This is a genomic window from Nocardia sp. NPDC057227 (assembly GCF_042669725.1).
In the GTDB taxonomy this organism is placed as follows: Bacteria; Actinomycetota; Actinomycetes; order Mycobacteriales; family Mycobacteriaceae; genus Nocardia; species Nocardia asteroides_A.
The window spans coordinates 56,443-69,032 of record NZ_JBHUXA010000012.1; the positions used below are offsets into that span (position 1 = coordinate 56,443).

Sequence of the window (12,590 nt, forward strand, 5' to 3'; positions counted from 1 at the left end):
GCGATGACGGATCGAGAATGGCCGACGAAACGAACCGATGACCACTTCAATGCCGTCTTTTCCTGGCATCTGATTCGGTTCTGCACGAATCACGTGCAGAACTGTGAGGTGCGTCGACACCATGGAGGAGTCCCGTTTAGCATCGACGGCGGTGTGACCAGCGGGGCCGAGCCCAGGGGACGGATGGTGCACATGACTCAAAGCCCACATACGATGCGGTGCGCGCGCCGGATCGCCCGCGAGGTGAAAAAAGCCGGCGGTTCCGATCACGACGCCGCCTCCGTAACTCACCGCCACTGCGGCGTATCGATGCTGCGAGCACATCGTGCGGCACGGGGTTTCACCCTCGTCGAGGCGGTCGAGGCGTTGCAGGAAGTGTTGTCCGCACGCGGTGTTTCCGCTGACGGGTTGAGTCATCAGCGGCTGTCACGGTGGGAGCAGGGCCACGATGTCCCGTCCCCTCACTACATGGATGCGTTGTGTTTCTTGTATCGGAGCCGGCCAGACCGGCTCGGATTCGGGAGCGATTACTCGGAGCCGGGTTCGTTCCCGCCGAACGAACCCGAGGACGCCATGAATCGACGCAATTTCGTAGGTTTCGCCGCGGCAGGTGCGGCACTGCTGCCTGTCCACCCGGTGACTGAGCTGATCGGTGTCGATTTCGATCCGCCCGGTGGATCACACGCTCGACTCGGATATGTCGAGCGGCTGGAGGAATCGGTCGAGCGCAGCAGTGCCGGAGTGCAATCGATGTCGCCGGCCGAATTCATCCCGGCGCGGATGATGGACCTGGCTCGCGTGCAGGCCGGTTTGCTCAGCGCGACCGGTGCGGCGGTGCGGCGGCGGCTGCAGCGGGTGTATGCGCGCAACGCGGGGTTGATCGCGATTCGGCTCAGCGACGTCGGTGCGGTTGCGGAGAGCTTCGAGTGGTTCGCGATCGCGCGCCGCGCGGCGCGCGCGGCCGAAGACGAGGCGGTGCAGGGCTGGGTCGCGGGCTGGACTGGGGACGCCTGCGCGTTCCACCAGCAGTTCAAACCGGGGCTGGCCGCCGCACAGGCCGCGCAGTCGGTGGGCGCGGGCCGCCCGAGCCCGGAGGCGGTGCTCGGGTGTCTGGCCGAGGCCGGCATCGCGGCGCGTCTGGGCGATCGGCGCGCGACCTTCTCCGCAGTCGCGCGGGCGGATCGGATGTTCGCGCTGCTCCCGGCGGTGGAGCTCCACCGTGGTGGGTTCGGGGTGAGCGAGTATCTGCTGCGCTGGAACCAGGCCAACGCGCTCGCCCTGGTGGGCGCGCACGCCGAGGCGGCGCCGCTGCGCGAGCGGGTGCTGGCGTTGCCGCAGGCGGGGCGCGACCTCATCGGGCGCGGGCTGCTGTGTCTCGACGAGGCTGCCGCCGAAGTCGACCGAGGGGAGCTCGAGAGTGCCTGCCACACGATCACTACGACATGGCTGGCGCTGCCACCGGAGTTCCAGGTCGGCCAGATTCCCGAGCGGGTGCGGGAGGTGCTGGCGCCTCTGCCCGCGACCCGCTCGGTGCGCCCGGTGGCCGAGGTGCGCGAGCTCATCGAGTCCTCGGTCTCGGCCGGGTGAGCGTGTGCGAGCGCAGGCCGCTCGCGCGGCGATGTTCGCGACGCAGGTCCAAGGTCACGCAGTGCATTCCGCCGCCCATGGCGCGGGCGTGGCGCAGGGTGTGCGGGGCGACGTCGATGTGGTGGCGGCGCAGCGCGGCGATGAGCTCGGTCTGGGCTGCGTCGACGATAGCGAGGTCGGGGCGCACCATCAGCAGGTTCATCCCGATCCACGGCGAGGACAGCGGATGTCCGGAGGGGGCGGGTGCGGCCGCCATCGGCGGGCACCACAGGTGTTCCCAGGAGCGCAGCGGCTCGGGCAGCTGGGCGGGATCGCGGATGCGCTCGGGGTTGAGCAGCACCAGCCCTTCGCGCAGCAGGCTGATCGTGGAGTCGATGTGGGTGTAGGGGTAGATACCCCGGACCGCGTGCACCCGGTAGTCACCGAGCGCGGACAGCGTGGAACTCAGCCACCGGTATCCGAGTTCGTTGCCGCTGCTCGAGACCTGGTAGTACAGGTCGCGCCCGCAGCGCAGGATGTTGGCGGCGTCGAAGACCGGTTCGGTCTCCCCCAGCGTGACTCGGCCGGTGCCGTCGTCGGGGTACAGCTCCTCGCGCAGTTGCGGGGTAGGAGCAGCGATCCAGGCCGACCCGGCGAGCATGCGCCGCTGGAATTCCTCGCGCAGTCCGGCGAGTTCGAACATCCGCGCGCGCACCGGGCTGGGGGCGGCGATGATCGTGGAGCCGACGACGATCGCGAGGTCGCGCGGGCAGTAGGAGTAGAAGCCGCTCGTGTGCCACCAGGGTGTAGCGAATTCCTGGTCGTGGGCGATCGGGGCGGGTCGCACGACCCGCACCCCCAAGCTTTCCAGCAGCTCGGCCAGCCCGTGCAGGTCCTCGCCCGCTTCGGCGAGGACGCGGTCGGGGAAGCGTCCGACCGCGACACCGGCGAGCTCCCGAGCGTCGAGGTCGGGGTAGAGGTTGAGCCACGCCGAACGGTCAAGCGGCGGGATCCGGGCGCCGTCGGCGACCCCGACGACGACGTCGAGCAGCGGGCTGAACTCGTCGTCGGAGTAGGCCGGTGCGGGCTGCACGGGTACCGGGGTGTGCGCGGTCGGCGTCATCGGGGAGTGCGACATGACAGGGTCCTTTCGCAGAGCGGAATCAGTGGTGGCGGGGGTTCAGCCCAGGGCGCGCAGCGCGCCGCGGCGGCGGTGGGCGCGCAGGGAGGCGCAGGTCATCGTCCGCAGCAGCCAGCGGTCGGTGCCGTCATAGCGGGGCGCGAAGGTGGTGCGGCCGTGCACGGTTCGCCGGTTGTCGGCGACGAGTACATCCCCGGGGCGCAGTTCGTGCCCGATCGCGCCGCGGTCCAGGGCTGCAGAGAGGGCTCGCAGCGCGGCCGCGCCGCGATTGTCGGCGGGGTCGGCCAGGTGCACGTCGCCTTCGCCGAAGCAGATCTCTGGGTCTGCTGCCGGGCCGGTCAGGATCGGCACGGGGGTCGGCGCGCTGGTGTCGGCGCCGTCGTGGGCATCATCTGGGACCAGCAGGTAGCGCGGTGCACGCAGCACGGCGATGTCGGCGGGATCCAGGTCGAGGTGGCGGGCCGGGGACAGCACGGTCAGCGCGCCGGGGTGCCCGCGCAGGCACAGCAGTGCGAAGTAGTCGCAGCGGTCGTCGGTGAAGCCGTCCTCGACGTGCCAGTCCAGTGCCGCGGTGCTGCTGGCTCCGGTCTGGGTGTCTTCGCGGCCGGGGACCGGGAGCACGTGCTGGACAAGACGGCCCTCGTGCAGCGAGCGGAAGGTGAACGGTTCACCCAGCGGCAGGGACAGGGCGAGCAGCAGCAGAGCCGCGGCGTCGACAACGCGTGCCGTGCTTCGCGGGGTGACGGTGGCCGGCGTGGCGGGCAGGTCGAGCGGAACCGGGCAGATACCGCGCAGCAGCAGCGCGTTGTTGGGCGAGCCGTCGGCGCGGAAGCGGTGCAGCGCAATCACCACGTGCGGTGGCAAGCTGGTCAACAGCCCCGCGGCGAGCGCGACCGGGTCGCTGCGGCGCCGATGGCGCGCCGACGCGGCGTGCAGGGCTGCCGACCAGGTGTGCGCGGTCTGCGCCCAGGTGCTGTTCAATACCTCGCTGCGGGCCAGCTGTGCGGGCGGGCGCGTGGTCGGGCCGGCGAGCGATTTCACATGGTCACCGACGGCAGAAGCGAGAGCGCGAGGCCCGAGCCCGGTCGCGGGCGGGGTGGCGTCGGAGCGAAGTTCACCTCCGCCGATGACGCTCGAGGCGACGACTCTGGTGTTCATGGCTGTCCTCCGATTGCTCTATGGGCCAGCGGCCACGAGACCAGGACACTCGGGAACAGGAGTTGTCCGACAGCAGGCAAGACAGGACAGCTGGTCATCGCCGCCTTTCTCGGCTGTCCGGCGGACAAACCGGACAAGGCGGGACAGCGGAAGACAGTTTCCGATCGAAGGGGCGATCGACAGGAAGAATCGCGATGACAGAGAACGTGAACCGGGCGACGAACCGGGCCGAACTTCAGGCGCTCCACACCACCGCCGGCTTCGGGTCGGCGCTCAAAAAGGTGCGGCTCGCGACACGGCTGTCGATCAGAGCCATGGTGGACAAGGCCGCCACCCGCAAGCGCAACGGCGCAGCCACCTTCGTCGACCTGACCAAGAACATCATCGAGTCGATGGAAAAGGGGCAGCGCCTGGGCGGGCGGCCGGCCCACGAACTGGACAACCGGCTCGAGATCTACCTGTGGTGCTGCAACGTCCCTCGGGAAGACCTGCCCGCCTGGCTCGAGGCTCGACGCCGCATCTTGAACGAACCGGCGCCGCCCGGCCCGGACACGGGAGCGCTCGAGCCCGGCCCGGCCGTGCGAACCGCACTGCGCCGAGATGTTTCCCTGATCGGGCGCGACCGTGAGGTGGAACGGATCCTGGACAGAGCGGCCTCGGGCGCCGCGGTGCACACCATCAACGGCATGCCCGGCGTGGGCAAGACCGCTCTGGCGATCCGCGCTGCCCACCAGCTGGCCAGCCGTTACCCCGACGGCCGCTATTTCGTGGAGTTGCACGCCCACACACCCGGGCGTGCGGTCGCCGACCCCGCCGACGTGCTGGCCGGGCTGCTGGCCTCGATCGGTGTCGAATCCCACTATCTGCCTGATTCGCTCGGCGCGCGGCGTGATCTGTGGCAGGACCGCCTGGTCGGCAAACGGATCCTGCTGGTTCTCGACGACGCCCGTGACGAAGCCCAGATCGATCCGTTGCTGCCCGCCACTCCGGGGTCGCTCGCGCTGGTGACCAGTCGCCGCCGGCTGCTCGAACTCGGCGACGCTGTACCACTGGCACTCGACACCCTCGAGCACGGTTCCGCGGTCGAACTCTTCGCGACCGTGAGCCACCGCAGCCTGAGCGATACCACCGACCGTGACGCGGTCGAGCGGCTGGTTCGGCTCTGCGGTCACCTACCCTTGGCGATCACGTTGCTCGCTGGGCCCCTCGCCCACCATCCCGCATGGACCATCACGGACTTGGCGGCGGAATTCGATGCCACCACCGATCGTCTCGGCGAGCCGGACGAGCGCACTACCGCGATTCGAGCAGCCTTCGACCTGTCCTATCGCGAGCTTCCCGCCGAACGGGCTCGGCTGTTCCGGCGGCTCGGCCTGCACCACGGTGCCGACCTGGACGCGCACGCCGCGGCAGCACTGGCCGACGTCGACGTGAGCACAGCACGCACGCAACTGGAGTCGCTCTACACCGACCATCTGCTCGACGAGTCCGCCCGCGGCCGCTTTCGCCTGCATGACCTGCTCAAGGAGTACGCGCGCGCCCTGGTTCGATCCGAACCGGAGACCGAACAGGTCTGCGCGCAGAACCGGCTGCTCGACTACTACCACCACAGCGCCGCTGCGGCCGATCGCTGGATCACCCGCCGCACGCACCCCGCCTCGGTGCGCGAGAGCGACTGCGGCGCCGGGGTGGCGAGCCGGGAATTCGGTGACGAGGTCGCCGCGCTGGCGTGGATGCGCGTGGAACGTGACAACCTGATGGCCTGCCTCGACAGCCTGGCACAGCGCGAACAGGTGCGGATGATCACCATGACCGCGCTGCTGGCGGGGCTGCTCGACCGCGACGGCCCCTGGCCATTGGCCTGCCGGCTGCACCGGCGTGCGGTCGCCGCCGCTCACGAACTCGACGACTCACTGCAGGAAGCCGGCTCGCTCAACAACCTGGGAGCTGCGCTCTGGCGCGCGGGCAACTACTCTGCGGCCACGTCGCGCTTCGACACCGCACGGGCCCTGTACCAGCGCGATAACAACGTCCTGGGCGAAGCCAACTCTCTGAACAACCTCGGCAACGTCTGTGAGGAAGCCGGTGACTACCGCTCCGCGCTGACCTACTACGAGCAAGCACTGATCCAGTACCGCCGCTGCGGTGACACTCTCGGGGAAGCCAATGCCCTCAACAACCTCGGCAACGCCTGGGAAGCAACCGGCGACTACCCCACCGCGATCGACCAGTTCGAGCAAGCGCTCACCCTCTACGACCAGCTCGACTTCCGGCTCGGAAAAGCCAACTCGCTCAACAATATCGGAATCGTACGTGGCCGCACCGGCCACAGCACCGAAGCCGTCGAGCTGCACGGATTAGCTCTGCAGCTGTACCGGCAGCTGGGCAACCGGCTCGGCGAGGCCAACGCGCTGACCAACCTGGGGATCGTGCACGGTCGCACCGCGAGCTTCCGCGACGCCATCGCACTACACCACCAGGCACTCGAGCTCTACCGCGAACTCGGAAGCGTGCGCGGGGAAGCCAGCGTTCTGAACAACCTCGGCAACGTCCGCACACAAACCGGCCTCTACGAGGAGGCCAGCGTGTTGCACAAACAAGCGCTCGCCCTGTCGCGGCGCCTCGGACACCGGGCGGGAGAAGCCAACGCCCTGCACAATCTCGGGGTCGTCTGCACATGCACCGGAGAACTCGGCCAGGCTGTCGAGCTGCACCAGCAGGCATGCGAGCTCTACCGCCAGCTGGGCAATCGTTTCGACCAGATCGACATCCTGATAGACCTGGGCAGACTTCTGCTCGACACCGCTGTCCCGGCCGACGCTGAACCGTTGTTCGACGAGGCGCTCACCCTCGCCCAGCAGACCGACAGCCCGATCGGTCAGGCTCGTGCACTCGATGGCACGGTCCGGTGCCGGCTGCGCGCCACCGGCATGGTCGCCTTCGAAGAGTTCACCCGCGCGATCGAGCTCTACCATCGGATCGGCACCCCGGACGCATGTGCGGCAGCCACAGATCTGACCGGACTGACCTCCGCTGGCGGCGATGATCCGCCGCCGCCGGGCGATCTCGACGGCCGATCGTGAGGCCGCTCAGGCTCACGGCCTCGGCACCCTCGACGAGGATGGAAGATCCGGTGCGGGCGGGACACCGAATTGGGGTCGGGTCACTGTCTCGAACAGATGGCGATCCACGGCCATGCGGATCGCGCGGGCACGGCTGACCCGGGCGCCGCGGCAGAACGCCGCCAGCCGCGCGAGCGTCTGCTCACTCAACCGGGCCTCGGCGACCTCGATCTCACCCGGTAGACCCGTGCTGTGTGCCGGGTCGAAATTCCTGCGGTCTCGCTGCGGGTCAGGGATGTTCCGGTCCTCGAGTACTGCCGCAACGGCATAGCGTTCGGAATCACGCTGGACTCCGAACGAGTCGAGCATTTCGGTGACTGCCTGCGCAATTGCAGCGTGCACGGGGATAGCACGCTCACCGGCAACAAATCGTAGAGAGGACAGAACAGCCGGGGAGAAACCCACCACCAAGCGCGTTCCGACCGCGAAACGATCCATCAGCTGCACCTCGTCTTCCGGCCCGAGCACCAGAGTTTTGACGCAACAAGAATGAGAGGGAGTATAGATACCGTCTTGAATGCTAACACAGATGCAAATACATTCGCAGGACGCAGAAGTGCGCGAACGCCCTCGATTAAACGGGCGAACAGCCCGCTGTCGCCTCCTCAGGACGAGTGCACCGGCGTGGGGCGGCCGAGATAGGACTCCATCCCCGGTGTCGGCCGCCGCAGCCCCAGACCGTCCTCGACGAAGGCCGGCGCGACGGTGAATCCCGACCCGCCCAATCCCCCGAGCTGCAGCACGCCGATCGGCCCGCTGCGCGAACGAGGAACCCACTCGGCGATCACTCGCTCGGCCAGCGGCCGCAACCCGTACCAATACCGATAGGCTCCCGGCGCCAGCGCTGCCCGCAGATCCGGAAACCGCTGTCCCACCCGATCTCTGATCTCCTCGACCTGCGCGGTGACGTAGCCCGGCACCGCGGAGGAATCCATCAGTCCGCGCGCGAGTTCGGCGTACTCCTCGGGCTCGGTGACCAGCCGACCCGACGAGCCCCCCAGACACACGTGCCCGCACGAACGGTGCGGGATACTGTAGGTCAGCTCGTCGTCGTGATCGGCGTCCATCAGCACCACCCGATCCAGCGGAGCGGGCACCAGAGCCAGGTCAGCGAGCAGAACCACACCCAGATCGCCTTCGATCCGCGCGTCGTCGAGCAGAAACTGCGCGCGATCCCCGGCTGCGACACAGGCAACCTCGGCACCGAACTCCTCGGTGATCGCCAGCAGTTCGGCGACATCACCGATGTAGTGATCCCTCGGCTCCACTCCGGGAAGAGCCGACACCGCTCCGTAGAGGCGGGGCATGAGCGTGCACGAGGAGATGACCGCCCCCTCGGCGATGTAGGCACCCCGCCGGTAGAAGGGCGCGGAGAAGTCCGCCGGATCGACCGGCACGGGCCCCGCCGGGCATCCACTCGGAATCCGGACCGAGTCCTCACGGGTCAGCAGCAGGCTCGGGGTGTGCGCGCGGTATCCGCCGAACCCGAACTCCGACAGGATGCCCCACTCGCCGAAGGACCGATCCGCCCACCCGGCGATGCGCGGGTCGCGCTCGAGAAAAGGCATGTGCCACCCGCTGGCACCGAAACTCGTCACACGCGCATCGTGGCGGTCGGCGACCCACAGAATTCGTAACGGGCGAGAAGCCCGTCGCGATTCCACGAACAACCGGTGAACGACATGATGGCCGACGATGCCGTGGCCGACCACGACCGCACTGCCGGTTCGCAGCGCAGAAGTCAAAAAGGACTCGGGCTCGCACCCCGCGAGAGGACCGGGGAGAACGCTACGGGACATCGGAGGCACCTCTTCCGACGGATCAGGGGCCTTCATTGGCACCGGCCCTGATATTCACGAGGGTGACGCCCGCGATCACACTTGTCAAGCAGGGCTCAAGCACTATTCTCTCAGTTGTAAGCCGGGCTTTATCCAGCCCAGCTGTATCGACACGGTCCCACTCCCCGATGGGAGTCTCCGAGAGGGATGGCCATGCGCGAGGTCAAGCTTCCCGCAATGCTCAAGCAACTCGTCGACGACAGCGAGTACCACGGTAGCCGGAAACGCGTATCAACAGAGCTGGGAATCACTCCTGCTGCGCTCTCACAATACATCAACGGCCAGACCACACCCAGCCTCGACAAACTCCTGGCTATGACAGAGCTATTCAATGTTTCGCTCGATTTCCTCGTGTTCGGCCCCGACACGATCGCCGGGCACGGTGACACCCTCGAGTACGGCCGTTTCACCCGCTATGTCGAAGCCGGCATGGCCTCCTATCAAGCCGACATCGCCGCGCAATCCGCATTCGTCACCAAAGTCGGCGAAATCCTCGCCCAGCACATCGACACAGCGGCCAGGGCGGCCTCCAGGCGCCCGTTCACCCTGCGCGGCATGCTCGACAAAGAACAAGCGATCGAGATCGAGCGCTACAGCGAGGAGAGCACGATCCTCACCCTGGATCTAGCGGACGACCTCGTGCAGGTCGACAGCGATGTCGAACAGAGCGTCACCGCGGGAAACTTCCTCGCAGTGGTCGCCGAGAACCTCGCACTCGGACGCCGCTACCACTTCGTACTCCCCCCCGACATGCAGGACCGCGACGCCCTCGTCCATCAGTACCGCACGCTGCTGCAATCCCGAAACCTCACCGCAGGCGACCTCGACCGGTGCCGATTCAGCGTTGCCATGGACACCTTCTACGTCGGCTGCTGCCTGTTCCGCCTCGACACCACGAGCATGCGCCGACGCAGCCCGGTCCTCTACCGCTTCGTCGAGGAGTTCATCACCCCCGACAACCACATCGGCTTCATCGAACCCACCTCCTCGACACCCGCCTACTTCCTGCTCGACCTCCCACGCCGCCAACTGGCCGCACGCGTCCTCCATCGCCTCACACCCCAACCTTGACGCGCATCACCGATCCGCCCAGCCTGGACCGCCGGCAAGACGCCGAGCCTGAACCGCTTCTTGTCGCTGCAGCGGCAGACCCACACATCTCTTCGACGAGCGAACGATCTGGCGGCGACCGACATCGAACTGCGCGGCGCGACCTAGTCATCAGCCTCGATAGACCCGCATCCGCCGTCACAGAGAATCACCAAGCGGCACCGCCGACACGCTCACATGCCGACGGAACCAATAAACCGGGTCTCGAATATCGGCCAGACTGCGAGCCTCGAATTGCGCGACTCGCCTACCGACGCGCCGTACATCGCTGCGGCGATCACGGCGTGTCCCTATAGGGTGATCGCGATGTCCGCGAGGCGCGCGGTGGCCCCATGCCCGCTCAACGCCGCTCCGCAGACCTCGATGTCCGCGAAAACCCCTCAACCCGAACGAGTCTCACCGCCCAACGGCACCGCTGAGACCCACCAGAACGCATGACCGAGAAAGGCCGGTGGATGACTTTTTTCCATTGGACGACCTGCGACGTGAGACGACTGCTGCCACCAGACTGGCGCGCTCAGATCATGCGAGTCGTCAAGGAGGAAGTCGTCGAACTGACACTCATCAGCAGCGACTCGACGTCACGAGAGGCAACCGCAACCGAACAGATACCGTGCGGGATAGTGACCGGCGACCGCGTACGCGACCGTCTACCGTGGCTCAGCGAACTCTACAGCGGCGCTTTCCTCGACCGGGTGCAGTCGATATGGCACCAGCCGATCTCCCCCATGTCCGATCCGCGATTCGGCGCGGTCCTCAACGTGCAGCGCGGGGCTCAACGCTACGAATGCCACGTCGACAGCAACCCGATCGCAGCACTGCTGTACTGCACCAGCCACTCCACCGGCGAGGGAGGGGAACTCGCGATCTCTCAGCGCGGAGATGTCCACTCGATCGAAGAAGTCGATGCCGACTGCGCACTCATCGAACCCCACGCAGGACACCTGGTCCTCTTCGATGCCAGGCAACACAGTCACTATGTCCGCAGACTCACCGATCCGCAGGCAATTCGCGTCGTCGTGGCGATGAACTACTACACCGCCTCCGACCCTGAGCACGTGGTCCGACCGAAAGGTCTGAACAGGCACCTGATCGGCGTCGACTGATCAGCGCCCGACCCTCCACTTGTGGCGCGCGAAAGAAGCTCTCGAGTGAGTCGACCAAAGCCATCCTTATCGAGGGTGTCGAGCTCGGCTTACTGATCAGTTCAGAATGAGTTGGCGTAGATAGATCATCGAGCAGGCCAAGCTGAGCAGGGCTTGATGGACATCAGCGCGGCGTTCGGTGCGCACTCGTAGGCGGCGGTAGTTCTTGATCCAGGTGAAAGTGCGCTCGACCGGCCAGCGGTGAGTGCCGAGACCGGATCCGTGGCCGGTGCCGCGGCGAGCGATGCGCGGAGTGATCCCGCGGGCGCGGACCAGGCGCCGGTACTTGTCGTGGTCGTAGCCACGATCGGCGTAGATCCGGCGGGGCCGACGCAGCGGACGCCCGATCTGTCCGCGGATGGGCGGGATCGCCTCGATCAGCGGGAGCAGCTGGGTGACGTCGTGGCGGTTGCCGCCGGTCAGGATGACCGCGAGGGGGATGCCGGTGGCGTCGGTGATCAGGTGGTGCTTGGAGCCGGGCCGGGCGCGGTCGACCGGGCTCGGGCCGGTGTGAAGCCCCCTTTGAGCGCGCGCAGGTGGGTCGAGTCGACCAGCGCGGACGACAGGTCCAGCCGACCGGCCGCGCGGAGTTCGGCGAGCAGTTGTTCGTGCAGTCGCTGCCAGACTCCGGCTTCGTGCCACTCGGTGAGCCGTCGCCAGCAGGTGGCACCGGACGCGCCGAACAACGCTGTCGGGAGCCGGTTCCATCCGATGCCGGTGCGGGTGACGAACAGGATGCCCTCGAGGGCTGCGCGGTCGTCGGCTCGTCTGCGGCCGGGGTAGCGGAATCGTCTGGGCTGCTGCTGCGGGATCAAGGGCTCCAGCCGGGTCCACACTTCATCGGTCAGGATCTCCTCACGCACCCCGACATCATCGATGCCATTGCCGGACAGCGGAAGACGGCACGCCAGCTCATTCTGAACTGATCAGTAAGTCGGAACCTCACTTCATCATCACAATCATCGTGCCTGCTTTCGCGCCTCTTTGAGGTGGTCGCGGGTGGCCAAGGTGTCGGGATGGTCCTCATCCAGGACCCGTCGGCGGTCGCTGAGTACCCGCTCGAATTCCTCGATCGCTTCGCTGACACGCCCCGCCGCCTGGTAGGCGAGAGCAAGGTTGTGGCGGGTGGCCAAGGTGTCGGGATGGTCCTCATCCAGGACCCGTCGGCGGTCGCTGAGTACCCGCTCGAATTCCTCGATCGCCTCGCCGACACGCCCCGCCGCCTGGTAGGCGAGAGCAAGGTTGTGGCGGGTGGCCAAGGTGTCGGGATGACCCTCACCCAGGACCCACCGCTCGTCGGTGAGTACCCGCTCGAATTCCTCGATCGCCTCGCTGACACGCCCCACCGACCGGTAAGCGCTCGCGAGCTGGTTGCGGGTGGCCAGGGTGGCGGGGTGCTCTTCACCCAGGACCCGCCGCTCGTCGGTGAGTACCCGCTCGAATTCCTCGATCGCCTCGCTGACACGCCCCACCGACCGGTAAGCGCTCGCGAGCTGGTTGCGGGTGGCCA

10 protein-coding genes are annotated in these 12,590 nt (G+C 67.3%); 4 read left to right on the plus strand and 6 right to left on the minus strand.

The genetic code is table 11. The annotated features are described in order from the left end of the window. The first annotated feature begins 3 nt into the window (after positions 1-3). Positions 4-1,587: a helix-turn-helix domain-containing protein gene (locus ACFUJ1_RS18290; RefSeq protein WP_378647032.1), complete on the plus strand. Its 1,584-nt coding sequence runs from the start codon at positions 4-6 to the stop codon at positions 1,585-1,587. On the opposite strand, the gene ACFUJ1_RS18295 is transcribed toward ACFUJ1_RS18290, so the two are convergent. Together ACFUJ1_RS18295 and ACFUJ1_RS18300 are read right to left on the minus strand one after the other, a co-directional pair. Next, entirely contained in the window at positions 1,559-2,704 is a 1,146-nt protein-coding gene (locus ACFUJ1_RS18295; RefSeq protein ID WP_378647034.1) for a scyllo-inosamine-4-phosphate amidinotransferase, read from the minus strand. The two genes, ACFUJ1_RS18290 and ACFUJ1_RS18295, sit on opposite strands and share 29 nt — an antisense overlap. A gap of 42 nt (positions 2,705-2,746) precedes the next feature. Beyond that, the gene (locus ACFUJ1_RS18300) at positions 2,747-3,748 is read right to left on the minus strand and encodes a TauD/TfdA family dioxygenase (protein WP_378647036.1); all 1,002 of its coding nucleotides are present in this window, start codon (positions 3,746-3,748) and stop codon (positions 2,747-2,749) included. 311 nt (positions 3,749-4,059) lie between these two features. Here ACFUJ1_RS18300 and ACFUJ1_RS18305 point away from each other — a divergent pair, with 311 nt between their 5' ends. Next, positions 4,060-6,948: an ATP-binding protein gene (locus tag ACFUJ1_RS18305; RefSeq protein WP_378647038.1), complete on the plus strand. Its 2,889-nt coding sequence runs from the start codon at positions 4,060-4,062 to the stop codon at positions 6,946-6,948. Positions 6,949-6,960: 12 nt separating this feature from the next. Here the strand turns inward: ACFUJ1_RS18305 and ACFUJ1_RS18310 are convergent, their stop codons facing one another. Then, entirely contained in the window at positions 6,961-7,425 is a 465-nt protein-coding gene (locus ACFUJ1_RS18310) for a hypothetical protein (protein ID WP_378647040.1), read from the minus strand. A gap of 167 nt (positions 7,426-7,592) precedes the next feature. After that, a complete protein-coding gene (locus ACFUJ1_RS18315; RefSeq protein ID WP_378647041.1) occupies positions 7,593-8,699 on the minus strand; it encodes a hypothetical protein in 1,107 nt (368 codons plus the stop codon). A 279-nt stretch (positions 8,700-8,978) separates the two neighbouring features. Between ACFUJ1_RS18315 and ACFUJ1_RS18320 the strand changes: the two genes are divergently transcribed. Beyond that, entirely contained in the window at positions 8,979-9,896 is a 918-nt protein-coding gene (locus ACFUJ1_RS18320) for a helix-turn-helix domain-containing protein (protein ID WP_378647043.1), read from the plus strand. Between the two features lie 473 nt (positions 9,897-10,369). Next, positions 10,370-11,041, plus strand: coding sequence for a 2OG-Fe(II) oxygenase (locus tag ACFUJ1_RS18325; protein WP_378647045.1), 672 nt, complete (start codon positions 10,370-10,372; stop codon positions 11,039-11,041). Positions 11,042-11,137: 96 nt separating this feature from the next. Here ACFUJ1_RS18325 and ACFUJ1_RS18330 read toward each other — a convergent pair. Further along, positions 11,138-11,943, minus strand: a protein-coding gene (locus ACFUJ1_RS18330; protein WP_378647047.1) for an IS5 family transposase whose coding sequence is annotated in 2 segments (ribosomal slippage) — positions 11,138-11,595 and positions 11,595-11,943 — 807 coding nt in all. Because the reading frame shifts where the segments join, the coding sequence is not laid out codon by codon here. Between the two features lie 96 nt (positions 11,944-12,039). Beyond that, on the minus strand, positions 12,040-12,590 hold a 551-nt coding region (locus ACFUJ1_RS18335; protein ID WP_378647049.1), incomplete at its 5' end, for a tetratricopeptide repeat protein.